Source organism: Pseudomonas sp. RA_35y_Pfl2_P32 (assembly GCF_963970735.1).
Classification (GTDB): domain Bacteria; phylum Pseudomonadota; class Gammaproteobacteria; order Pseudomonadales; family Pseudomonadaceae; genus Aquipseudomonas.
The window spans coordinates 18,400-42,216 of sequence record NZ_CAXAQF010000023.1; the positions used below are offsets into that span (position 1 = coordinate 18,400).

24 protein-coding genes are annotated in these 23,817 nt (G+C 60.9%); 8 read left to right on the plus strand and 16 right to left on the minus strand.

What is annotated here, in order from left to right:
• Positions 1–20 precede the first annotated feature (20 nt).
• From AACY45_RS21845 to AACY45_RS21865, 5 genes are all read right to left on the minus strand, one after another.
• A complete protein-coding gene (locus tag AACY45_RS21845; protein ID WP_339547338.1) occupies positions 21–464 on the minus strand; it encodes a hotdog fold thioesterase in 444 nt (147 codons plus the stop codon).
• A 29-nt stretch (positions 465–493) separates the two neighbouring features.
• Positions 494–2,161, minus strand: a complete 1,668-nt coding sequence (locus tag AACY45_RS21850; RefSeq protein WP_339547339.1) for an AMP-binding protein — start codon at positions 2,159–2,161, stop codon at positions 494–496.
• Positions 2,162–2,269: 108 nt separating this feature from the next.
• A complete protein-coding gene (gene sixA / locus AACY45_RS21855) occupies positions 2,270–2,722 on the minus strand; it encodes a phosphohistidine phosphatase SixA (RefSeq protein ID WP_339547340.1) in 453 nt (150 codons plus the stop codon).
• A complete protein-coding gene (locus AACY45_RS21860) occupies positions 2,719–3,066 on the minus strand; it encodes a DUF4389 domain-containing protein (protein ID WP_166590842.1) in 348 nt (115 codons plus the stop codon). Before AACY45_RS21860 ends, sixA begins: the two co-directional genes overlap by 4 nt.
• Before the next feature lie 31 nt (positions 3,067–3,097).
• Positions 3,098–4,123 carry an NAD(P)H-dependent glycerol-3-phosphate dehydrogenase gene (locus AACY45_RS21865; protein ID WP_339547341.1) on the minus strand — a complete coding sequence of 342 codons (1,026 nt, stop codon included), beginning with the start codon at positions 4,121–4,123 and terminating at the stop codon, positions 3,098–3,100.
• A 196-nt stretch (positions 4,124–4,319) separates the two neighbouring features.
• Between AACY45_RS21865 and AACY45_RS21870 the strand changes: the two genes are divergently transcribed.
• From AACY45_RS21870 to fabB, 5 genes are all read left to right on the plus strand, one after another.
• Positions 4,320–6,443 carry a TonB-dependent receptor plug domain-containing protein gene (locus AACY45_RS21870; RefSeq protein WP_339547342.1) on the plus strand — a complete coding sequence of 708 codons (2,124 nt, stop codon included), beginning with the start codon at positions 4,320–4,322 and terminating at the stop codon, positions 6,441–6,443.
• Between the two features lie 16 nt (positions 6,444–6,459).
• The gene (locus AACY45_RS21875; RefSeq protein WP_339547343.1) at positions 6,460–7,374 is read left to right on the plus strand and encodes an ABC transporter substrate-binding protein; all 915 of its coding nucleotides are present in this window, start codon (positions 6,460–6,462) and stop codon (positions 7,372–7,374) included.
• On the plus strand, positions 7,371–9,269 hold the full coding sequence (locus tag AACY45_RS21880; protein WP_339547344.1) for an ATP-binding protein: 1,899 nt from the start codon (positions 7,371–7,373) through the stop codon (positions 9,267–9,269). Before AACY45_RS21875 ends, AACY45_RS21880 begins: the two co-directional genes overlap by 4 nt.
• Before the next feature lie 247 nt (positions 9,270–9,516).
• Positions 9,517–10,032 carry a 3-hydroxyacyl-[acyl-carrier-protein] dehydratase FabA gene (gene fabA / locus AACY45_RS21885; protein ID WP_010211704.1) on the plus strand — a complete coding sequence of 172 codons (516 nt, stop codon included), beginning with the start codon at positions 9,517–9,519 and terminating at the stop codon, positions 10,030–10,032.
• A gap of 11 nt (positions 10,033–10,043) precedes the next feature.
• Entirely contained in the window at positions 10,044–11,264 is a 1,221-nt protein-coding gene (gene fabB / locus AACY45_RS21890) for a beta-ketoacyl-ACP synthase I (RefSeq protein WP_339547345.1), read from the plus strand.
• 71 nt (positions 11,265–11,335) lie between these two features.
• Here the strand turns inward: fabB and AACY45_RS21895 are convergent, their stop codons facing one another.
• Together AACY45_RS21895 and AACY45_RS21900 are read right to left on the minus strand one after the other, a co-directional pair.
• On the minus strand, positions 11,336–11,800 hold the full coding sequence (locus AACY45_RS21895) for a DUF3859 domain-containing protein (protein ID WP_339547346.1): 465 nt from the start codon (positions 11,798–11,800) through the stop codon (positions 11,336–11,338).
• Positions 11,801–11,870: 70 nt separating this feature from the next.
• Positions 11,871–12,890 (minus strand): amidohydrolase family protein, encoded by a 1,020-nt coding sequence (locus AACY45_RS21900; protein WP_339547347.1) that lies wholly within the window; start codon positions 12,888–12,890, stop codon positions 11,871–11,873.
• A 147-nt stretch (positions 12,891–13,037) separates the two neighbouring features.
• Here AACY45_RS21900 and AACY45_RS21905 point away from each other — a divergent pair, with 147 nt between their 5' ends.
• Complete coding sequence (locus AACY45_RS21905) at positions 13,038–13,454, plus strand: OsmC family protein (RefSeq protein ID WP_339547348.1); 417 nt, start codon at positions 13,038–13,040, stop codon at positions 13,452–13,454.
• 62 nt (positions 13,455–13,516) lie between these two features.
• Positions 13,517–14,389: a pirin family protein gene (locus AACY45_RS21910; RefSeq protein ID WP_339547349.1), complete on the plus strand. Its 873-nt coding sequence runs from the start codon at positions 13,517–13,519 to the stop codon at positions 14,387–14,389.
• A gap of 105 nt (positions 14,390–14,494) precedes the next feature.
• Here the strand turns inward: AACY45_RS21910 and AACY45_RS21915 are convergent, their stop codons facing one another.
• The 4 genes from AACY45_RS21915 to AACY45_RS21930 all read right to left on the minus strand — a co-directional run bounded on the left by AACY45_RS21915 (position 14,495) and on the right by AACY45_RS21930 (position 18,205).
• A complete protein-coding gene (locus AACY45_RS21915) occupies positions 14,495–15,223 on the minus strand; it encodes a dienelactone hydrolase family protein (RefSeq protein WP_339547350.1) in 729 nt (242 codons plus the stop codon).
• Positions 15,224–15,289: 66 nt separating this feature from the next.
• The gene (gene htpG / locus AACY45_RS21920) at positions 15,290–17,194 is read right to left on the minus strand and encodes a molecular chaperone HtpG (RefSeq protein WP_339547351.1); all 1,905 of its coding nucleotides are present in this window, start codon (positions 17,192–17,194) and stop codon (positions 15,290–15,292) included.
• A gap of 88 nt (positions 17,195–17,282) precedes the next feature.
• A complete protein-coding gene (locus tag AACY45_RS21925; RefSeq protein ID WP_339547352.1) occupies positions 17,283–17,735 on the minus strand; it encodes a PaaI family thioesterase in 453 nt (150 codons plus the stop codon).
• On the minus strand, positions 17,732–18,205 hold the full coding sequence (locus AACY45_RS21930) for a PaaI family thioesterase (protein WP_339547353.1): 474 nt from the start codon (positions 18,203–18,205) through the stop codon (positions 17,732–17,734). Before AACY45_RS21930 ends, AACY45_RS21925 begins: the two co-directional genes overlap by 4 nt.
• Positions 18,206–18,364: 159 nt before the next feature.
• Between AACY45_RS21930 and AACY45_RS21935 the strand changes: the two genes are divergently transcribed.
• Positions 18,365–18,604, plus strand: a complete 240-nt coding sequence (locus AACY45_RS21935; protein ID WP_339547354.1) for a hypothetical protein — start codon at positions 18,365–18,367, stop codon at positions 18,602–18,604.
• Positions 18,605–18,668: 64 nt separating this feature from the next.
• Here the strand turns inward: AACY45_RS21935 and AACY45_RS21940 are convergent, their stop codons facing one another.
• The 5 genes from AACY45_RS21940 to sucC all read right to left on the minus strand — a co-directional run bounded on the left by AACY45_RS21940 (position 18,669) and on the right by sucC (position 23,774).
• On the minus strand, positions 18,669–19,070 hold the full coding sequence (locus tag AACY45_RS21940) for an MAPEG family protein (protein ID WP_339547355.1): 402 nt from the start codon (positions 19,068–19,070) through the stop codon (positions 18,669–18,671).
• On the minus strand, positions 19,070–19,807 hold the full coding sequence (locus tag AACY45_RS21945) for a DUF599 domain-containing protein (protein WP_095167541.1): 738 nt from the start codon (positions 19,805–19,807) through the stop codon (positions 19,070–19,072). The genes AACY45_RS21940 and AACY45_RS21945 overlap by 1 nt, the downstream gene beginning before the upstream one ends.
• A 222-nt stretch (positions 19,808–20,029) precedes the next feature.
• The gene (brnQ, locus tag AACY45_RS21950; RefSeq protein WP_339547356.1) at positions 20,030–21,343 is read right to left on the minus strand and encodes a branched-chain amino acid transport system II carrier protein; all 1,314 of its coding nucleotides are present in this window, start codon (positions 21,341–21,343) and stop codon (positions 20,030–20,032) included.
• A 383-nt stretch (positions 21,344–21,726) separates the two neighbouring features.
• Positions 21,727–22,608, minus strand: coding sequence for a succinate--CoA ligase subunit alpha (sucD, locus tag AACY45_RS21955; protein WP_053156820.1), 882 nt, complete (start codon positions 22,606–22,608; stop codon positions 21,727–21,729).
• Entirely contained in the window at positions 22,608–23,774 is a 1,167-nt protein-coding gene (gene sucC / locus AACY45_RS21960; RefSeq protein ID WP_007919879.1) for an ADP-forming succinate--CoA ligase subunit beta, read from the minus strand. Before sucC ends, sucD begins: the two co-directional genes overlap by 1 nt.
• Positions 23,775–23,817: the final 43 nt, after the last annotated feature.

Genomic DNA, 23,817 nt, shown 5'->3' on the forward strand with positions numbered 1-23,817 from the left:
AGGCGCCACGTCACGGCACCCTAACGCGCCGGCGCAACCTCACCCAAGGGCACCACCGCCATGGTCAGGCGCGACACACAACTGGCCTTGCCTTCATCGCTGCTCAGGCGAATGTCCCAGACGTGGGTAGTACGCCCGATGTGGATTGGGCTGGCCACCGCCGTGACCCGCCCGCTGCGCAGCCCGCGCAGGTGGTTGGCGTTGATCTCCAGGCCGACGCAATAGAACTTGCTGGTATCGATGCACAGGTAACTGGCCATCGAGCCCACGGTTTCGGCCAGCACCACGGAAGCACCGCCATGCAACAAGCCGTAGGGCTGATGGGTGCGATGATCGATAACCATACTGGCGGTCAGCGATTGCTCGTCAAACGACTCAAAACGAATATCCAGTACTTCGCCGATGGTGTTTTTCTGAATCGCATTCAGTTGTTCAATGTTCGGAGCGGTACGCCACAGACTCATCTCTTGGTCCCTTATTGCTGTTATTTGCCTCAATCCTGCCACAGCACCGCTTCGCTGCGCGCGCTCCACTCCTCGAAGCGGGCACCGTAGGTGGCCTCGATCACGTTGCGCTTGATCTTCAAGGTCGGGGTCAGAAAGCCGTTCTCCACCGCCCAGCTGTCCCTGACCACCACCAACTGGCGCAGGCGCTCATGTTTGTCGAGGGCCCCATTGACCTCCTCAAGCAGGGTTTCCAGGCTGGCATGCAGGGCATTACGCGCCGCGCTGGCGGCATCCTGCTGCCCCACCGCCGACAGCACACACAGGCCCATGGGCGCACTCAGGCCATCGCCGACCACACACACCTGCTCGATGCGCGAGTGCACCGCCAGGCGATTTTCAATCGGCGCCGGGGCCACGTACTTGCCCTTGCTGGTCTTGAAGATCTCCTTGAGGCGACCGGTGAGGCGCAAATACCCCTCGGCGTCCTGCTCGCCCTTGTCGCCGGTGCGTAGAAACCCGTCTTCGGTGATGGTTTCGGCGGTTTTCTGCGGCTCCTTGAAATAGCCTTGCATGGTGGCGCCGCTGCGCACTTGCACCTCCCCCGTGGTGTCGATGCGCACCTGCCCCCCTGGGCACGGCTTGCCAATCCAGCCGGGGCGCTGCTCGCCGGGCAGGGAAATATGCGAGTAACCACAGTTTTCGGTCATGCCGTAGACCTCCAGCACATCCAGCCCAAGGCGCTTGTACCAGTGCAGCAAGGCCAGGGGCACCGGTGCAGCGCCGGACAGGGCAATGCGCAGGGCATCCAGGCCCAGGCCGGCCAGCACTTTGTGCCCGACACGCTTGCCGATGATCGGCAGGCCCAGCAAAAAGTCCAGGCGCCGGGCCGGGATCTTGCTGTAGACACCCATCTGGAACTTGGTCCAGATCCGCGGCACGCCAAACAACGCCGTGGGCCGGGCGCGCTGCAAATCGACGAGGAAGGTGTCGAGGCTCTCGGCAAAAAACACCGTTTGCCCGGTGTAGATCGACGCCATTTCAACAAACATGCGTTCGGCGACATGGCACAGCGGCAGGTACGACAACAGTCGATCCGACTCGTTGAGATTGAATAACTGGGTGCCATGGGTGGCGGCAAAGCCGAGGTTGGCAAAGCTGTGCATCACCCCTTTGGGCAAGCCTGTGGTGCCGGAGGTATAGATGATGGTCGCCAGTTCGTCGGCACCCGGCGTCGGGTTGTCCTGGATCGGCGAACTGCGCTGCAGGTCGGCCCAACAGTAGTCAAAGGCCGCCGCAGGACACAGCGGCAGGCTGATGGTGGGCAGATCGGCGCTGACCCCTCTGGACATGCCCGGCCAGTCATCCAGCTTACCGATGAAGGCCAGCACCGCTTGCGAGTGCTCCAACACCTGGGCCACCGACTCGGCCGTCAGGTTGGGGTACAGCGGCACCGACACATGGCCGGCCATCCAGATTGCCAGGTCGGCAATGATCCAGTGGGCACAGTTTTTCGAGATCAGGGCAATGTGGCTGCCCTGGGGCAACTCCCGGGCGCGCAGCCAGTGCGCGGCGCACCGGGCCTGGTGGCCAACGTCGGCCCAGGTCAGGGTTTCGACCTGGCCACCGCCTGTCGGCTGGACCATGAACCGCTGGCGCGGGTGGCGGGCTTCACGCTCATAGAACACTTGCAGCGGCAAACGAAAAGCGGCGGGCATGGAATGCGCTCCTGTTTTTGTTCGGTGTCGCCGCAAGCGTAGACCAACCAAGCGATTGCTTGGTTGTCTATTTCAAACAAAAATCCCCGCCCCCTGGCCGCCCGGCTATTACGGGTGTTTGAGGCTATTGAGCGTCATCAGCCCGGCCAGCGGCCACTCGCCTTCGAGCTCCGCCAGGCCCGCCGTGCGCACGGCCACAGGCTCCTGCACATGACCGTGCTGCAAAAACCCCAGCAGATTACCCACCAACGGGTTGTGGCTGACCAGCAGCACGTTGTCCACCGAGGCCAGTTGCTCGGCCACGACTTGCGGGCGATTGTCGGGCGTCAACCATTCGACGATACGAATGCCTGGCTCGAAACCCAGGGCCTCGCGCACCAGCTGTGCCGTTTGCTGGGCACGCCGGTAGGGGCTGGCGTAGATCGCGGTCAGTGGCTCGCCGATCAACCGGGCGGCGCTGCGCAAGACTTCCTCGCAGCCGTGGGGTGTCAACGCCCGCTCCGAGTCCGGACGCGAACCATAGGGTTCGGCTTCACCGTGGCGCAACACCCAGACTTTCATAGTTTGGGCTCCTCATCGCGGACCGGATGCGGTGCCGGCGCGACCGTGTGCGGGGCCTCGCCTTCCGGGGTGCGCGGGGTGGGCCAGTCGGCAAACGGCCAAGGTTTCTGGTCGCTGTGGAAGCTGCCGAAACGGCCGATCTGCGCCAGAAACTGGCTGAGGCTGTCACCGAAGTTCATCAGCCCGGCGCTCGGGGCACCATAAATCAGGCGATAGATCAGTTGCACCAGCACCACCGCACCGAGAATGAATTGCGCCACCTGCCACACCAGGACAAACACCAGCATCCACAGCACACGCAGGAGGATGGACTCGTACCTGGCTTCTACTTTGGGTTCGTTCATGTCTTGCTCCCTGCCCCTTTCCGTCAAGGGCTCAGTTGAAACCGCTGGTGGAGATAAAATCGACATCGGTTTTCGGCTCGCCACGCATCAACAACTCGATCACCTGCTCCAGCGTGCGCCCTTCAAACAGAATGGCGTGCAAGCCGGCGACCAACGGCATATAGACCCCGACTTCCTGGGCCTTGGCCTTGAGTACCTTGAGGGTGTTGACGCCCTCGGCGACCTCGCCCAGGCGGTTCACCGCGTCCTCCAGGCTCAACCCCTGCCCCAGGGCAAACCCCACCTGATAGTTGCGGCTCTTGGGTGAGGAGCAGGTGACAATCAGGTCGCCGACCCCGGCCAGGCCGAGGAACGTCATCGGGTTGGCACCGCGATTGACCGCAAAACGGGTCATTTCCGCCAGCGCCCGGGTGATCAACATGCTCTTGGTGTTTTCCCCCATGCCCAGCGCCACGGCCATGCCGGCGATGATCGCGTAGACGTTTTTCAGCGCACCACCCAATTCAACCCCAAAACGGTCGGCACTGGCGTAGACGCGGAACGTCCGGCCGTGCAGCGCGGCCTGTACACGCTGGCACAGTTCTTCATCTTCACTGGCCACCACCGTGGCCGTCAGGGCGTGCTCGGCAACTTCACGGGCCAGGTTCGGCCCGGAAAGCACACCGATACGCGCTTGCGGAGCAATTTCCTGGAGGATTTCACTCATCAGCATGAAGGTGTGCGCCTCAATGCCTTTGGTCAGGCTCACCAGGAACTTGCCACTCAGGCGCTCGGCATGAGGTGCCAGTACCGAACGCAGGGCGCTGGACGGCAACGCGACGAAACTCAGTTCACAATCGTTGAGGGTAGCCAGCAGATCAGTGACCGGCTCCACGGCCGGATGCACCTTGATACCTTTGAGGTAGCGTGGGTTCTCGCGGTTGACTCGAATGGCCTCGGCCTGCTCCGGGTCGCGCATCCACTGCCGAACCGCATGACCGTTCTCAGCCAGCAGATTTGCCACCGCGGTACCAAAACTCCCGCCCCCCAGGACCGCAATCGGGCGCTGTTCAGTCATATGTAATCCATTAATCCATTCCAGTGGCGATGGCGCATTATACGGGGCGGTCGAACATCGGCCAGCCCCCCGAACAATTACCGACATCTGTAGGAAGCTAGACAGCAAAACAACGGAAAACGCCGACATCGCGACTGGAAAACTCGACCAGCTCGGTTAACATGCCTCCCCATTCAAACGGTATCAAGGCTGTTCCGTGTTTGCTGGTCCCTCCCCCCTTCGTTCTTCGCTGGCCCTGGCGCTGCTGTTCAGCGACACACTGCTGGCCGATGATCTGTTTCTGGAAAACCTGTCGCTGCCGCAAGTGCTGACCGCCACCGGGCTCAAACAGTCGCCTGCGGCCGTACCGGGCAGCATGACGGTGCTCGACAGCGAACTGATCAAGGCCAGCGGGGCGCGGGACATCAGCGAGCTGTTGCGCCTGGTGCCGGGAATGATGGCGGGCAACATCAACGGCAATCAGGCGGTGGTCAACTACCACGGCAGCAATGCCAGCCAGGCGCGGCGCATGCAGGTGCTGATCGATGGGCGCTCGGTGTACCGCGCCGGCCTGGCAACCGTGGACTGGAGCGACATTGCGGTGGCGATGGAGGACATCGAGCGCATCGAGGTGTTTCGCGGGCCCAATACCGTCAGCTACGGCGCCAACGCGCTGATGGCCGTGGTCAACATCATGACCCGTGCCCCGGCCAACAGCCAGGGCACGCGGATCAAAGTCACCCGCGGCCAGCGCGGGATCAATGACTGGTACGCCAGCCACGGCACCGGCTGGGACAGTGGCAACCTGCGCCTGTCGTTGTCGGGCCAGGAAGACGACGGCTTCGACACCGACCAGCGGGGCGCCGACTATCACGACAGCCGACGCCTGGACCGGGTCAATCTGGCCATCAGTCAGGCATTCGACGAACAGCACAGCGTCGACTGGCAGCTCAACGCCAAGGACGGCAGCAACCAGCGGCCCTATACCTACCGTCCGGTGTTTCCCGGCATTACCGCCGCCGGCAACAACTCCGACGTGACCGCCAAGGACTATTCCACCTCCTTGCGCTGGAACCTCGACCTGAACCCCGAGCACAGCCTCTATGTCCAGGGCACGGCGCAGCACTGGGATCGCCAGCAAACCTGGCGCGCCTGTGATGCTGAAATATCGTTCAGCCCGCAACTGGCCGCGCTCTGGCAACTGGACCCCAACTACACCGAGCGCCTGGCGCGCAACATGGACAGCTTTACCGCCAGCGGTGCCCCGAGTTCCACGCCAGAGCAGGAGACACTGGCCAACCAGGCCCTGGAGCAGTGGCGAGGCGGCGCCAACCGGACCGTCTGCGGCACCATCGACCAAAGCACCCGGGAATCGCGCTACGACCTCGAACTGCAGGACACCCTGAGCCTGTCCGATAGTCTGCGCCTGGTCAGCGGCTTGAACTATCGTTACGACCGGGCCGACTCCGAGACCTACTTCAATGGCACCCTTGATGACACCTCCTCGCGCCTGTTCGGCCAGTTGGAGTGGCGTGCCACTGAGCACTGGCTACTGCAGGGCGGTGCAATGTACGAAAAAACCCGCTTGATCGGCGACTCGCTGACCCCGCGCTTCGCGATCAACTACCTGATCACCCCGCGCCACGGCCTGCGTGCGGTGTACTCCGAAGCCGTGCGCTCGCCCGATATGTTCGAGAACAACGTCAACTGGAGTTATCGGGTAACCGGGCTCAACCCCACGGCCTATGGCAGGCCCAGCGCCCGTTATTTCGTCAAGACCCGTGGCCCCGGCGATCTCGAGCAGGAACGCATGCGCTCGCGCGAACTGGGCTACAACGGCTACTTCGCCCAGTTGGGCCTGAATCTCGACGTCAAGCTGTTCCACGACGAAATCACCGGGATGATCAGCGAATCGCTGCGCAACAATCAATTCATTGCCAGCAACTCCAACAGCGCTCGCTTTCAAGGCGCGGAAACCCAACTCGACTGGCGCCTGAGTGCGGCCGATCGGTTGCGCCTGACCTACGCCTATGTCGATGCCGAGGCCAGCAGCCCCCAGGACCAGCAATTGACGGCGCGCAACAGTGGTTCCGCCGGCTGGCTGCGCGATTGGGGCAGCGGCTGGAACAGCGCACTGTTCTACTACGGCGACGATGCCCTCAATGGCTACCGCTTCGAACGGCTCGACTCGCGCCTGGCCAAGCGTATTGCCCTGGGCAAGGCCAGCCTGGAGCTGGCCGGCACCCTGCAGCAACGCCTGGACAATCAACCCAACACCTTCGCCGACAATTACTACGACTCACGCCATGTGCTGTATTTCAGCGCCGAGCTCGTGTTCTGACATGGGCCTTGCGCGGATGTCGACCAGCCTGCTGAGCAACCTGCGTTATTGCCTGGGGTTGCTGCTGCTCGGCTGCCTGGCCACCCTGCCCGTGCGGGCGGCCGATGTCCTCTTGACGGGGGTCGAGGACAGCCCCGGGGTGCAGGCCTTTACCCAGGCCCTGGCCCAGCAGCGTCCCAAAGACAACGTACGCTTCCTGCCGTTGAGCGAATTACCAGCGCCCTCCCGCATCCCCTGTGCGACCCGCCTGATCCTGCTGGACCTGGCCAGCCTCGACTGGCGCCTGCAAGACCACCAGGGCCCTCCCACCCTGGTGCTGCGGATCAGCCGCCTGCAAGCCAATCAGCGGGTGGGCGACACCCGCCCGCTGCACCTGAGCCTGCTGTGGCGTGATCCACCGCTCAGCCGCCAGTTGCGCCTGACCCGCAGCCTCCTGCCGCAAGCCAGGCGCATTGGTGTGTTGTTCGGCAAGGACAGCGAGTTCCTGCTCAAGGAACTGCACGGCGCCGCCCATCGCCTGGGCATGGAAGTCATCGCCGAGCGCTGGGACAACACCACTGACAGCCGGCCTCTGCAAGCGCTACTGAAAAACAGCGATGTCTTGCTGGGTCTCGACGACCCGGACCTGTACAACCCGAAAACCGCGAAGAACCTGTTACTCAGCAGCTATGCCCAGCAACGGGCGCTGATCGGCCCTAATGCCGGGTTCGTCAAGGCGGGCAGCCTGGCCAGCAGCTACAGCGACCAGAGTGACTGGCTGGCGATCCTCGACGAACTGCTCGACCGCCCGCCGGCCAGTTGGCCCCGCAGCCTCTACCCGACGCGTTTCAAGGTCGCTACCAACCCGCAAGTGGCGCGTTCCCTGGGCCTCGAACAGATCGACCCCGTGGCAGTGGCCATCCAACTGGCCGAAGGAGACACCTGGCCATGACCTTCCGCCGCCACTGGGGGATCAACACCCGCACCCAGGCCATCAGCCTCGGCCCGGCCCTGCTGCTGACCTTGCTGCTGATCAGCTTTTTTACCTTCGTGCGCATCCAGGACTTGCGTCAGGAACTCAATAACACCGGCCAACTGGTGGCCAATCAACTGGCCCCGGCCACTGAATACGGGGTGATTTCCGGCAACAAGGAGGTGCTCGAGAGCCTGATGAAGGCCACGCTGGCCACGCCTCACGTGCGTTTCCTGCAAGTCCAGGACAGTGCCAACAACGTCCTGATGTACGTCGAGCAACCGTCGCTTTCCCGCGGGGAGCCACAGCAGGTCGAGGTGTTCCAGGCACCGGTGCGCCTGCAACGCATCCAGCTCAACGACGACTTCCTCCAGGCCGTGCCCCCGCCCAGTGGCATCACTGAAGACTACCTGGGGCGGGTGATTGTCGGCATGTCCAACGATGCCTTCAGTCAGCGCCAGCAGGAGATAGTCCTCAAGGCGGGCATCCTGGCGCTGTTCGCCCTGCTTTTTACCTTCCTGCTGGCCCGGCGCCTGGCGGCCAGCCTGTCGGAGCCGATCAGCGCCATGGGCAACGCGGTGAAGGCCATCCAGCAAGGCGACTACAGCACCCCGCTGCCGATTGTCGACGATGCCGAGTTGGGCAGCCTGTCACGGCATATCAACAACCTGGCCGGTGGTCTGAAGCAGGCCAGCCGTGAACAGCAGCAGGCCATGGCACAACTGATCCAGACCCGCGAAGAAGCGGAAAAGGCCAACAGCGCCAAGTCCGACTTCCTGGCGATGATGAGCCACGAACTGCGCACCCCCATGAACGGCGTGCTGGGCATGTTGCAGCTTCTGGAAACCACCCAGATGACCGACGAGCAAGTCGAGTACGCGGCACTGGCGTCGGAGTCCACCGAGCACTTGCTCAAGGTGATCAACGACATACTCGATTTCTCGCGCATCGAACGTGCCCCCCTGGAACTGGAGCATATCCCGTTCAACCTCGCCGAACTGATCAACAGTTGTGCCCAGGCGTTCACCCACAGTGCGCAGCAACGCGGCTTGAACCTGCAACTGCAATTGGCCGATGGCATGCCGGCCCTGCACGTCCAGGGCGACCCGACGCGCATCCGGCAGATCCTGGTCAACCTGATCGGCAACGCCCTGAAATTCACCGAGCACGGTCAGGTGGCCATCCAGGCGCAGTGGCAGTCGCTGGACCACGAACTGCTGTGGTTCACCTGCACGGTGCGCGACAGCGGCATCGGCATCTCGCCGGACAATCTGGAGCAGATGTTCAACGCGTTCCAGCAGGCCGACAGTTCGATTTCCCGGCGCTATGGCGGCACCGGCCTGGGACTGCCGATCGCCCGCACCCTCGCCGAGCGCATGGGCGGCACCCTGCGCGCGCAAAGCGTGGAAGGCCAAGGCTCGGTGTTTACCCTGGAGATGCCGCTGGCCCTGTCCCGCCAGACCTTGCCCGCACCGGTTCCGACTGCGCGTGCGCCGGGAGGCAATGGCGAGGGGCGCAATGTGTTGCTGGTGGAGGACAACCCCGTCAACCAGACCGTGATCGAGGCCATGCTGCGCAGCCTGGGCTTTACCGTCAGCGTCGCCAACGACGGCGCGCAGGCGGTACGCAGCGCCGAGAGCCTGATTTTCGAGGCGATCCTGATGGATTGCCGACTGCCGATCATCGACGGCTACGAAGCCACGCGGCAGATCCGTCAACTGCCCGGCTGCAGCGAAGTGCCGATCATCGCCCTGACGGCCAATGCCTTGCAGGGGGACCGCGAGGCCTGTCTGGCAGCGGGAATGAACGATTACCTGGCCAAGCCTTTCAAACGCACTGATCTGCAGCAAATTCTCCAGCGTTGGCTGCAGTAGTAGCGCCTAATCAAGCATCTGCGACTGGCGCGAAAACCGAAAGTGCGGCAGTCTTAGTCACCTCGACAGGCTCGATTTTGGGCTTGAATAATAATTTCAGTGCACAAGTGTACATTCATGTCCCTTGTCCTGTGACTTTCACCACAACGCAATAGTCTATGAGTAGGCTGCCGGTTCAAGGCATGAATGCTTTGATCGGCCGGGAAGATTTGCCCCACCTGCCGCATGGGACTATTGAGGAGCTCGCATGACCAAACAAAACGCCTTTACTCGGGAAGACCTGCTGCGCTGCAGTCGCGGTGAGCTGTTCGGCCCAGGTAACGCGCAACTGCCCGCCCCGAACATGTTGATGGTGGATCGCATCACCCATATCAGCGAAGAGGGTGGCAAGTACGGCAAAGGTGAATTGGTCGCAGAGCTGGATATCACTCCGGACCTGTGGTTCTTCGCCTGCCACTTCGAGGGTGATCCGGTGATGCCGGGCTGCCTGGGCCTCGACGCCATGTGGCAACTGGTCGGCTTCTTCCTCGGCTGGCAAGGCTTGCCAGGCCGCGGCCGCGCCCTGGGTTCGGGCGAAGTGAAGTTCTTTGGCCAGGTCCTGCCGACCGCCAAGAAAGTCACCTACAACATTCAGATCAAGCGTGTACTCAAAGGCAAACTGAACCTGGCCATCGCCGATGGTTCGGTCAGCGTTGACGGCCGCGAGATCTACACCGCCGAAGGCCTTCGGGTCGGCGTTTTCACCTCCACTGACAACTTCTAAGGGTTATCCGCATGCGCCGCGTCGTTATCACTGGTCTGGGCATCGTTTCGTGCCTGGGCAATGACAAAGAGACCGTCTCCGCTAACCTGCGTGCAAGCCGCCCTGGCATCCGGTTCAACCCGGAATATGCCGAAATGGGTCTGCGTAGCCAGGTTTCCGGCTCCATTGACCTTCCCCTCGAAGAACTGATCGATCGCAAGATTTATCGCTTCGTCGGCCACGCGGCGGCTTACGCCTACCTGGCCATGAAAGACGCCATCGCTGACTCCGGCCTGACCGAAGAGCAGGTGTCCAACCCGCGTACCGGCCTGATCGCCGGCTCCGGTGGCGCATCGACCCTGAACCAGATGGAAGCGCTGGACATCCTGCGCGAGAAAGGCGTCAAGCGCGTCGGCCCATACCGCGTGACGCGGACCATGAGCAGCACCGTTTCCGCGTGCCTGGCCACTCCATTCAAGATCAAGGGCCTGAACTACTCCATCGCTTCTGCCTGCGCCACCAGTGCTCACTGCATCGGTACCGCCATGGAACAGATCCAGATGGGCAAGCAGGACATCGTGTTCGCCGGCGGCGGTGAAGAAGAGCATTGGAGCCAATCGTTCCTGTTCGACGCCATGGGCGCACTGTCCAGCAAGCGTAACGACACCCCGGAAAAAGCCTCCCGCGCCTACGACGCCGACCGTGACGGTTTTGTCATCGCTGGCGGTGGCGGCATGGTGGTGGTTGAAGAGTTGGAACACGCCCTGGCTCGTGGCGCGAAGATCTACGCGGAAATCGTCGGCTACGGCGCGACCTCCGACGGCTACGACATGGTCGCACCAAGCGGCGAAGGCGCTATCCGCTGCATGCAGATGGCGATGTCCACCGTTGATGCACCGATCGACTACCTGAACACCCACGGCACCTCGACTCCGGTCGGCGACGTCATGGAGATGAAAGGCGTGCGTGAAGTGTTCGGCGCCAAGGCACCGGCCATCAGCTCCACCAAGAGCCTGTCGGGTCACTCCCTGGGCGCCGCCGGCGTTCACGAAGCGATCTACTGCATGCTGATGATGGAAGGCAACTTCATGGCCGGTTCGGCCAACATCGACGAGCTGGACCCGGAAGTGGCTGACATGCCGATCCTGACCAAGACTCGTGAAGACGTAGCCTTCAACACCGTGATGAGCAACAGCTTCGGCTTCGGCGGCACCAACGCCACCCTGGTCCTGCAGCGCTGGCAGGGTAAGTAATACCCCGCCGCACCGCCGCACAAAAAAACGCCCCGACTGGTTCGGGGCGTTTTTTTGTCTGCCGTTTCTATCTAGCGCACGGTGAAGCGTTGCTGAGTCAGCAGGCGATCGCCCTGGAACACCATGAAACGCCACTCGCCCGGCACCACTTCGTGGCTTTCGGTGAACTCATAGGCCATCACATCCTGCGGGGCACCAGGCAGCAGCTTCTGGACCACTTCCAGCTTATCGTGACGCACACCGTCGGGGGTGCGAATGCCCGGAGTGAAATACAGCAACGTCAAGGGCTGCCCCTCGGCGGCCTTGCCGGCCAACTGATAGCGGATACCGAACTTGGTGCCCAGCTTGGCCGGCACCGTTTCGGTCTGGCGGATCGACTCGTTGCTGCGCCGCAACACCCGCTCCCCCGATTGCAGATCGGCCTTGGCCCCTTCGAACACACCATATTCCACTGGACCTTGCACGCTGACCTCGGCACGGACCAGCCCACTGAGCAGCATCAGCGTCGCCAATGCAGTTAAACGAGTGAAGGACATTTCGCGCTCCTTGATTGAGATGGGCGCGAGGGTATGACACCCGGGTGACAGGCTGATGACAAACCGCCACTCAGCGTACCCCTTGCATCACCGCGCGCGGCAGGACCGCCAGGAAGTTGTCCCGCGCCACCCGGCGCGCAACCTCGGGCGGCAAGGCATCGAGAAAGGGGGTAAAGCCGTGCAGTTGCTTGCCCAGGGTCTTGAAACGTCCGACCACGTCGGAACCCAGCATGAAACGCTCCGGGAAGCGCGTCACCAGGCTTACCCACTCCGGGCGAGGCTGCCCCGCCTCATCCAGCAGATAGGGCGTGAGCACGCTCCAGGACAGGTCGATAAACAGATTGGGGTAGGCTTCGAGCAGACGCGTCAGGGTCGGCAGCAGGAAATCCAGCTGCGTCTGGTGCCGATGGATCTCCAGGCTGGTGCCGGCGTGCGCCCAGATAAACCGGGTATGGGGATGATTGCGCAGCGGTTCTTCGATTTCGGCCAGGTACAGCGGATTTCTCTCGCGTTTGGAGGTGATATTGGAATGCACCAGCACCGGCAAGTCGTGCTCCGCCGCCAGGTGATAAATCTGCGTCATGGCCTCGTTATTGGCCCGCGGCGTGTCGCCGGAGGTCAGTGCGGTCAGGTCGTCATGCCGGGTAAACACCTCGCCTATGCCCTGCCACAGGCCGGGATTGAGGTCGAGCATGCGCTGGATATGCGCTGCCGAGTTCTTGTCGTTGGGATTGAAGCCTGAAAGGAACGGATGAAAGTGCTGGCGCTGTTCGGGGGTCAGCGCGTTCACCGCGGCGGCGACAATCACGTCAGTGGCACTGTACCAGTAGGCATCGGCATCATCCCCGGCGTAATAGCGCGGGCGCTTGGGTTCGTCTTCATGCCACTTCTTCGCCACCGGAACGCCGGAAATCATCACATGCTCGATGCGATTGTCCGCCATCGCCTTGAGCAGCTTCGGCATGCCGGCGGTTTCCTGGAAAAAATCCACATAGTGCAGATGGGCATCGCTGTAGGCGTACTCACGGGCGTCCGCCAGCCCGCAGAGCAACACCAGCAACCAGGCCGCCTTCCAGGGTTTCAAAGACACAAGCGCACTCCCCCAACAGATGAACAGGGTAGACCCCGCAGCGCGCCCAAGGGTTCAGCCATAAAGAAAGTGGAACGCCCGATTGCGTGGATGCTCTATAACTGCAAGGTGTTTTTCCGTCGTCTCCCACTGCCCGAGAGGTTAACCATGACCATTACCGTCAATACCGAGTCCAGTGAAGGTTTTCGCCACAGCGTGCAGATCGATGAGCATGAACTGTTTTCCGATGTCCCGGTGTCCGCAGGCGGTAAAGGCTCCGCGCCTGAGCCCCACGACTACTTCGACGCCGCTCTCGGGGCGTGCAAGGCACTGACCCTGAAGCTGTACGCGCAGAAAAGAAACATCCCACTGACCGGCGTCACGGTCGAGGTCAAGCATGACAACAGCGAAGAGCAAAAAGGCAAATACGCCCTGCACGTCAAGCTGACCCTCAAGGGCGTACTCACCGACGCCCAGCGTGACGAACTGCACCGGGTGGCCGATCGCTGCCCGATCCACAAGCTGATGACCAGCAGCGAAGTGAGCATCGAAACCCACCTGTCCGAAGGCGCCTTCAGCCAATAGCGGCAAGTGCCGGCTGTGCGGGTTATGCTCAACGGCATCTTTCGTACAGCCTGGAATGCCCCATGAACGCTCCGCTCGTGATCCGCCCGCGCCCTGAAGAGGTCGAAGGCCAGCCGATCCTGCGCCCGCTGCCCTCGGCCAAATGCCGCAGCGTCGGGCCTTTCGTATTTTTCGACCACATGCTCCACACCCGCTACCCCGCCGGCCACGGCATGAACATCCGCCAACACCCGCACATCGGCCTGTCGACCCTCACCTACCTGTTCGAAGGCGAACTCCTGCACAAAGACAGCCTGGGGTCGGAGCAGCTCGTCAAGGCCGGCGACGTCAGTTGGATGACCGCCGGCAGCGCCATAGCCCACGTCGAACGCACCCCTGCCGAACTGTGGGACAAAGACTTTGCGATGCACGGCCTGCAAATCTGGCTGGCCTCGCCCAAGGAGCACGAACAAGGCCCAGGCCACTACAGCCACCACCCGGCCGCCAGCCTGCCGGTCAGCGATAACCTGGGCGTACAAATCCGCATGATCGCCGGCACCGGCTTTTGCCTGGAATCCCCGGTCCCTGTGCTCTCCCCGACCCTGTACGCGGAACTGCATCTGCAAACCGCCACCACCCTGCTGATCCCCACCGAGCACGCAGAACGCGCGCTCTACATCCTCAGCGGCGACGCCCAGCTCAACGACGAACCTCTCGAAGCCCACGCACTGGTTGTCCTGCCGAGCGACGAAGCAATGAGCCTGTACGCCGACAGCGACTGCCACGCCATCCTCTTCGGCGGCGCCCCCCTGGACGGCCCGCGCCGGATCAACTGGAACTTCGTCGCCAGCGACCCGACAGCCATCGAAGAAGCACGCCGGCGCTGGGCAGAAGGCGACTGGCCAAGTGTTCCGGGGGAAAGCGAGAGAATTGAGTTACCCAAAGGCAAAAGCTGAGGCCAGTCGAGACTTTTCTGCATGGGGCTGCACTGCAAAGACGTTGTCCTCGAACGCAGCCTCGCGGGCTCGGTATCTGCTACAGGGGGATTGGGATATGCCCCCCTACCGCGCAAACACCTCATCCAACAAATCATGCATCGACCTGAACGCCCGCCCCGCCACCTTGGCGTCATACATCATCATGCCCGGCACATTGGCATGAGGATCGGTGAACGAGTGAACGGCCCCGCCATAACTCAACAACTGCCAATCGACACCCGCCGCATTCATCTCAGCCTCGAAAGCCGGTAACTGCTCCTTGGGCACCAACGGATCAGACGCCCCGTGCAACACCAACACCGAGCCCTTGATGTTGTTCGCATCACTGGCATCCGGCGTATCCAGGGTACCGTGGAACGACACCGCCGCCTTCACTGGCGCCCCCGTACGGGCAAACTCCAGCGCACAGCAACCGCCGAAGCAGAAGCCAAACGTCGCCAGCTTCGATGTATCGACCGCTGCCTCAGCCTGGCCCTGCAACTGCTGGAACGCCACCTGCATGCGCTCGCGCAGCAACGCTCGGTCATTCTTCAGCGGCATCATCGCCGCACCCGCCTGATCGTTGTTCTGCGGCCGAACCGCCTGACCATAGAGGTCGGCAATCAACACCACATAGCCCTTGGCCGCAACCGCCTTGGCAATCTCCTCGGCGCCAGCCCCGACGCCCATCCAGTTCGGTGCCATCAACAGGCCTGGACGCGGACCTGAGTGAGCGGCATCGAACGCCAGGCGACTTTCATATGGCTGACCATCAATCTGATAGACCACGGAACGCACAGTGATTTGACTCATGACTCACTCCCGTCAACAAACACCAGAATGAAAAAACCCGCCGAAGCGGGTTTTTCTACAACCTGTTTACACCGACAGCTCAACCAGCAGCTTGTTCAGCCGGCGCACATAAGCGGCCGGATCCTTGAGACTGTCGCCGGCCGCCAGGGCCGCCTGATCGAACAGGATGTGCGACAGATCGCCAAAACGCTCGTCGCTCTGCTCCGCGTCGAGTTTCTCGATCAGCGGGTGAGCCGGGTTGAATTCGAAGATCGGCTTGGAATCCGGAACCTTCTGCCCACTGGCTTCAAGGATCTGGCGCATTTGCAGACCCAGGTCCTGCTCACCGATGGCCAGGATCGCCGGCGAATCGGTCAGGCGGTGGGAAACCCGTACTTCGGCAACAGCGTCGCCCAGCGCGGTTTTCAGACGCTCAACCAGGCCTTCCTTGGACTTGGCGATTTCTTCAGCCGCTTGCTTGTCTTCTGCCGAGTCCAGGTTGCCCAGGTCCAGGTCACCCCGCGCCACGTCGACAAAGCTCTTGCCGTCGAAATCGCTGAGGTAGCTCATCAACCACTCGTCGATGCGGTCGGTCAGCAGCAGCACTTCGATGCCTTTCTTGCGGAAGACTTCCAGGTGCGGGCTGTTCTTGACTTGCGCGTAGGTTTCGCCGGTCAGGTAGTAGATCTTGTCCTGACCTTCCTTGGCGCGTGCCAGGTACTCGGCCAGGGAAACCACTTGCTCGCCTTCTTCACCTTGGGTAGAGGCAAAGCGCAGCAGGCCAGCGATCTTCTCTTTGTTGGCGAAATCTTCGGCTGGGCCTTCTTTCATCACCTGGCCGAAGTTCTTCCAGAAGCCTTTGTATTGCTCAGGGTCGTTCTTCGCCAGTTTTTCCAGCATGTCCAGTACGCGCTTGGTCAGCGCCGACTTCATCGAATCGATGACCGGGTCTTTCTGCAGGATTTCCCGCGACACGTTCAGCGACAGGTCGTTGGAGTCGACCACACCCTTGATAAAACGCAGGTACAGCGGCAGGAACGACTCTGCCTGGTCCATGACGAACACCCGCTGCACATACAGCTTCAGGCCCTTAGGCGCTTCACGCTGGTACAGGTCGAACGGAGCACGGGCCGGCACGTACAGCAACGAGCTGTATTCCAGCTTGCCTTCGACCTTGTTGTGGCTCCAGCTCAGCGGATTTTCGAAATCGTGGGCGATGTGTTTGTAGAACTCCTGGTATTCCAAATCCGCAATCTCGGTACGCGGACGCGTCCACAGGGCGCTGGCACGGTTGACGGTTTCCCATTCAACGGCAGGCGTCTCTTCACCTTCGGCCGCCGTGACTTCTTTCGGCAGCTCGATCGGCAGTGCGATGTGGTCGGAGTACTTCTTGATGATGTTGCGCAGGCGCCAGCCATCGGCGAACTCGTCTTCACCGGATTTGAGGTGCAGGACGATGCGGGTACCGCGCTCGGCTTTCTCAACGGTCGCGACTTCGAAATCGCCTTCGCCCTTGGACGACCAGTGCACACCTTCGCTCGCGGCGAGGCCGGCACGGCGGCTGAACACTTCAACCTGGTCGGCAACGATGAACGCGGAATAGAAACCCACGCCGAATTGGCCGATCAGGTGCGAATCTTTCTTCTGGTCGCCCGTCAGGTGCTTCATGAAATCGGCGGTGCCGGACTTGGCGATGGTGCCCAGATGCGTGATCGCATCTTCGCGGCTCATACCGATGCCGTTGTCTTCGAGGGTGACGGTTTTGGCGTCTTTGTCGAAGCTCACACGGATTTTCAGTTCCGCGCCGCCTTCCAGCAACTCAGGCTTGGACAGGGCTTCGAAACGTAATTTGTCGACAGCGTCAGAGGCGTTGGAGATGAGTTCGCGAAGGAAAATTTCCTTGTTGGAATACAGCGAATGGATCATCAGGTGCAGCAGTTGCTTTACCTCGGTCTGGAAGCCCAGGGTTTCCTTTTGAGTTTCCACGCTCATGGTCATCAAACTCCGATTGGATGGCAGTGGCCGCGCCCTGAAGGGTGGCGGCGGGATGTCATTCAAGTTGGGGGCGCCACCGAGGATTTCAAGGGCTGGGTGTTTCCCAGATTTTGAAATGCGCCCGCGCCGTGGCAATCGGTTCGGCTTCGGTGCTCTGCCAGGCGGTTATCGCCACGTTGGCGACGCGCCGGCCCTGTCGGCACACCTGGCATTTGGCGTAGGTATCGCGAAACTGCCCGGCACGCAGGTAATCGAGGGAAAAATCGATGATTTTCGGCACCCCCGGCGAGCCGGTAAACACCATCAGGTGCAGGGCTGCCGCCAGCTCCATGAACCCTGCAATCACCCCGCCGTGGATCGCCGGCAATAACGGGTTGCCGATGTTGTCCTTGTTCGCCGGCAGGCGAAACAGCAACTCATCGCCCAGGCGCGAGCATTCAATACCAATCAACTTGGCGTACGGGATCAGGTGCAGCAGCGAGGCATAGTCGCCACGCTCATGGGCCTGCTGCAATTGGGTCTTGAAGTTATCGTTCATGGTTGCCCCCCGATCGAACCACCGAAGCCCTTGGTGCCCTTGATCCCTTTGCCCATGCGCATGAAGGTCCCGACCACATGGGCGATGGGCTGCTGCGGATCATCCTGATAGGCAAAACCGCGGGTAAAGATCACATCGGTGGTCACCCGGTAGCACTGGGCAAAGCCGTACACATCCTTATGGGGTTCGGCCGGGTGCATGTAGTCGATGCGCAGGTCCAGGGTCGGACACACTTCGAACTCCGGCAGCACGCACAGGGTGGCCATGCCGCAGGCGGTGTCCATCAGGGAGGTGATGGCGCCGCCGTGAATCACCCCGGTCTGCGGATTACCGACGATCTGTGGGCGGTAGGGCAAGGTGATGGTCACGCCGTCCTGGCTGGCACTGTGCACATGCAAACCGAGGACCTGGCAATGGCGCAGCGCCGATAAAAAGCGCATCGCACGCTCAAAAATGGGGTTATCCGACATTCGCTATAGGCTCTGATTAGTGTTGTTGCTTAGCGGTTATGGGCGCAAGGAAAAGTTCCCGCAAGAATAAACTTATATATCGGTGAGAAACATGGAACTTAACCCCTCAGGCTATGCTCGAAAGGCCAAGTAGATATTTTCCATAAGGAGAAACACCCCATGCGTAAGACTTTAGCTATTGCCTTGATGTTGACCGCTTCCCTCGGTCTCGCTGCCTGCGATAAAAAATCCGAGGACAAAGCTCAAGATGCTGCCCAACATGCCGAGCAAGCTCAGCAGGACATGAACAAAGCTCAGGATAAAGTGAACGACGCTGCGAAAGAAAACGCCGAAGCTGCCAAAGCTCAGGCTGAATCGAACAAAGCCGCTGCCGAAGAAGCCGCTCCAAAAACCAATTAATGGTTTTAGCGCTGCACAATAAAGCCCGCCAAGTGCGGGCTTTATTGTGCGCGTTATAAACGTATTAGAGCAGCACGCTGCGGAATGTCGGGCTGAGCATCAGCAGTAATGAACAGACCAGGCCGATGCACCACACCAGGCTGCGCTGCCAGGCCAGGTCCGCCCAATAGCACAGCAAATAGATCACCCGCGCAACCACGAAGACAATGGCCAACCCGTCGATCAACCATCCCGCCGTCTGCGTGGTATGGGCCATCAACACCCCCACCGCAAACAGGATGAACGCCTCGAAACTGTTCTGGTGGGCCGCCACGGCCCTGGCACCCAATCCGCTCAACTGCGCCTGTTGCTGGCGCGGCAGGTGATTGTTGTAGCCGCCCTGCTCTTTCATGGCCTTGGTCACGGGCACACGCGCGACAAAAATCAGCAAGGCGCTGATCAATACGCACCAGAACGCAATACTCATCAGCTCACCTCTTTATTGGCTTCAGGCAATGGCGCCTCAGTAGGGGTATAGACCATTACCTCTAGAACGTCGGAATGAAACTCCCGGCGATACAACACAAATACCACCCCGGCACTCATCGACATGAACAACCAGGGGCTGACAAACCAGGCCAGCATGGTCATGCCGAAGTAATAAGAACGCAGGCCGAAGTTGAATTGGTTGGCCGCCATCGAAATCACCCGCGCCGCCCGCGCGGCAAATGCCTTGCGCTCCTGCTCGGAGACATGGCGCTCACCGACCATGGGTGCCGACCCCACCAGGATCGCGGCGAAGTTGTACTGGCGCATGCACCAACTGAAGGTGAAGAAGGCATAGACAAATACCAGCGCCAGGCACAACAACTTGATCTCCGACATGCCCTGGGAGGCCTGCTGCACCATTGGAATGTCAGCCAGCAGCGACACCGCACGCTCGGACGCGCCGAGCACCGTGAGAATACCGGCGAGAATAATCAGGGTGCTGGAGGCAAAGAACGACGCGTTGCGCTCCAGGTTGCCAATCACGCTGGCGTCGGCAATGCGGTTGTCGCGTAGCAGCATCCGGCGCATCCAATCCTCTCGGTACAGGTGCAGGACGCTGGCCAGGCACGCCGTGTCGCGCCCCTTCCAACTGGCATAACGGGTATAGCCGCCCCAGCAGATGACAAACCAGAGCGCGGCCAGCAGATGGATCAGATTGGCATGGATAAACGACATGTAATTCCTTGGAGGCGTTGATTAAACCCGTAGGCGCATGGCTTGCCCGCGATGGCGTCCTGGAGATTGTCATCGCGGGCAAGTCATGCGCCTGCAAGTTAGATGTTCGACGTTAGCTCAGGGAAAAAGGCACGGCCAGGCGCCCATAAAAAATGCCCCGTATCAGTGGATACGGGGCATTTCGGTTTTTCGCGCCAGCCCACTTGTGACGGGCGGCGTCGTTTACGCCAGGGCTTCGCTGCGCTTGCCCAGCAGGCGGTCGCAGGCCACCGCCACCACCAGGGTGAAGACGCACGGCACCAGCCACGCCAGGCCTTGCTCGGCCAGCGGCAAGTGGGTCAGTTGGGTCGGCATCCAGTCAGCCAGGCCAGCGCCCTTGAGCGCGTCGATCAGGCCGAACAGGAACGACACCAGCATCACCGGACCGACGATACGGCCCTGCTCCAACCAGAAGTCTTTGCAGAAGCTCAGGGCCACCAGCACGATGCACGGCGGGTAGATCGCAGTCAGCACCGGGATCGAGAACGCAATCAGCTTGGTCAGGCCCAGGTTGGACACCACCAGGGAGAACACCGCCAGGATCACCACCAGGGTCTTGTAGGACAGTGGCAGCACACGGCTGAAGTACTCGGCACAGGCACAGGTCAGGCCGACGGCCGTCACCAGGCAGGCCAGGGAGATCAGCACCGCCAGGAAACCGCTGCCCAGGGAGCCGAAGGTGTGTTGCACGTAGGCATGCAGGACCGCCGCGCCGTTGGTCGCGCCCATTGCCACTTCATGGCTGCCGGAGCCGAGACGGAACAGGCTGACATACACCAGCGCCAGGCCCACACCGGCAATCAGGCCGGCAATGATCGCGTAGCGGGTGATCAACGCCGGCGACTCGACGCCACGGGAACGAATAGCGTTGACGATGACGATGCCGAACACCAGGGCGCCCAGGGTATCCATGGTCAGGTAACCATTGATGAAGCCCTGGGAGAACGGCGCCGCCACGTACTCCGGCGTACCGTGCCCGATATCCCCGGCCGGCAAAGCGAACGCGGCGATCCCGAGCACTGCCAGGGCAATGATCTTCAGGGGGGCGAGGAAACGGCCCACGGTGTCCAGCAGACGACCCGGGTACAGAGAGATGAAGAACACCAGCAGGAAGTACACCGAACTGTAGAGGAACAGCGCCAGCGGGCTTTCGCCGGTCAGGGGCGCGAGACCCACTTCGAAGGACACGGTGGCGGTACGCGGCGTGGCGAACAGTGGCCCCACGGCGAGGTAGCAGGCAGCCGCCAGGATGCCACCGGCGATCTTGCCGATCGGACTGCTCAGGGCGTCCATCGCCCCCCCGACCTTGGCCAGCGCGACAACGGTGATCACTGGCAAACCCACTGCCGTGATCAAGAAGCCCAGCGCCGCCATCCAGACATGAGGCCCGGACTGCAAACCGACGATAGGCGGGAAGATAATGTTGCCAGCCCCGACGAACAGGGCAAACGTCATAAAACCAAGTGCCAGAATGTCCTGGCCTTTCAACACTTTCATTAAGGAAATACCACACTACTGAATCGGAATTTAGAGAGGGATTTCCCTGATGGGTGAGGGAAATGCTGTCGGTCCGTATGGGACTGACCCGTTTAGCGCGCAGCAACCTTGTGGGACGCAAACGCAAAATGGCGGCTAGCCTACCGAATTCGGCTGAAAAACGCACTGTTAAAGGGCGAACTATCCGATATGCGACATTTCGATGTCGCGTTTTTGCATGTAAATGGTGGGTGCCTGCAAGCTCGCTCCCACATTGGAATGCGTCCATCTGTAGGAGCGGGCTTGCCCGCGAAGAGGCCAGCACAGCCAACACAAATGCCGGAAACGACAAAGGCCACCCGAAGGTGGCCTTTGTTTGGTAAAGCGTCAGCTAAGCGCGAGGCTTACTTGACAGCCCAACCGGTCAGCTCGGACAAGGCCTTGCCGATGTCTGCCAGCGAACGCACGGTTTTCACGCCTGCGTCTTCCAGGGCAGCAAACTTCTCGTCTGCAGTGCCTTTGCCGCCAGAGATGATTGCGCCAGCATGGCCCATGCGCTTGCCCGGAGGAGCAGTCACACCAGCGATGTAGGAAACAACCGGCTTGGTCACGTGTGCCTTGATGTAGGCAGCCGCTTCTTCTTCAGCCGAACCGCCGATCTCACCGATCATCACGATCGCTTCGGTCTTCGGGTCTTCCTGGAACAGCTTCAGGATGTCGATGAAGTTCGAACCCGGGATCGGGTCACCACCGATGCCGACGCAAGTCGACTGACCGAAACCGGCGTCAGTGGTCTGCTTCACAGCTTCGTAGGTCAGGGTGCCGGAACGGGAAACGATACCGACCTTGCCTGGCAAGTGAATGTGACCTGGCATGATGCCGATCTTGCATTCGCCTGGGGTGATCACGCCTGGGCAGTTAGGGCCGATCAGGACTACGCCCAGCTCGTCGCACTTAACTTTAGCGTCCAGCATGTCCAGGGTAGGAATGCCTTCGGTGATGCACACGATCAGCTTGATGCCGCCGAAAGCAGCTTCCAGGATCGAGTCTTTGCAGAAAGGAGCCGGAACGTAGATCACGCTGGCGGTGGCGCCAGTGGCAGCTACAGCGTCTTTCACGGTGTTGAACACTGGCAGACCCAGGTGCTCGGTGCCGCCTTTGCCTGGCGTTACACCACCCACCATCTTGGTGCCGTACTCGATGGCTTGCTGGGTGTGGAAACTACCTTGCGAACCGGTAATACCCTGGCAGATAACTTTGGTGTCTTTATTGATCAGGACGCTCATTATTTGCCCTCCGCAGCTTTGACAACTTGTTGAGCAGCGTCGGTCAGGCTGGTAGCAGCGATGATGTTCAAACCGCTTTCTGCCAGTACTTTAGCGCCCAGCTCAGCGTTGTTGCCTTCAAGGCGAACAACAACCGGGATTTTCACGCCGACTTCTTTCACCGCGCCAATGATGCCTTCGGCAATCATGTCGCAACGAACGATGCCGCCGAAGATGTTGACCAGTACGGCCGCGACGTTAGTGTCGGACAGAATGATCTTGAACGCTTCGGTAACGCGTTCTTTGGTAGCACCGCCGCCCACGTCGAGGAAGTTGGCTGGTTTGCCGCCATGCAGGTTGACGATGTCCATGGTACCCATGGCCAGGCCAGCACCGTTGACCATGCAACCGATGTTGCCTTCCAGGGCTACGTAGTTCAGTTCGAACTTGGCAGCGTGCGCTTCGCGCGGATCGTCTTGCGACGGATCGTGGAAAGTCTTCAGCTTAGGCTGACGGTACATGGCGTTGGCGTCGATGTTGATCTTCGCGTCCAGGCAGTGCAGATCGCCGTCAGCCTTGATCACCAGCGGGTTCACTTCCAGCAGAGCCAGGTCGTGATCCTTGAACAGTTTGGCCAGGCCTACGAAGATCTTGGCGAACTGAGCAACTTGCTTGCCTTCCAGACCCAGCTGGAATGCCAGCTCGCGACCCTGGAATGGCTGAGCGCCAACCAGTGGATCGATAGTGGCCTTGAGAATTTTTTCTGGAGTGTCGTGAGCGATTTTCTCGATGTCCACGCCACCTTCGGTGGAAGCCATGAACACGATGCGACGGCTCGAACGGTCAACGACAGCGCCCAGGTACAGCTCTTTAGCGATATCAGTGCACGATTCAACCAGGATCTTGGTGACTGGCTGACCATTGGCATCAGTCTGGTAAGTCACCAGACGCTTGCCCAACCACTGTTGAGCGAATGCTTTAGCGTCTTCTTTGCTGCGAACCAGCTTGACGCCGCCCGCTTTACCGCGACCACCGGCGTGAACCTGGGCTTTGACAACCCACTCGCTGCCGCCGATTTTGTCGCAAGCTTCTGCTGCTGCTTCCGGGGTGTCTACCGCGTAACCGGTGGATACTGGAAGGCCGTACTCAGCGAACAGCTGCTTACCCTGATACTCGTGAAGATTCATGCTTATTACCGTCTTCGTTAGGTACTGCGCATTCGGTGCTGCA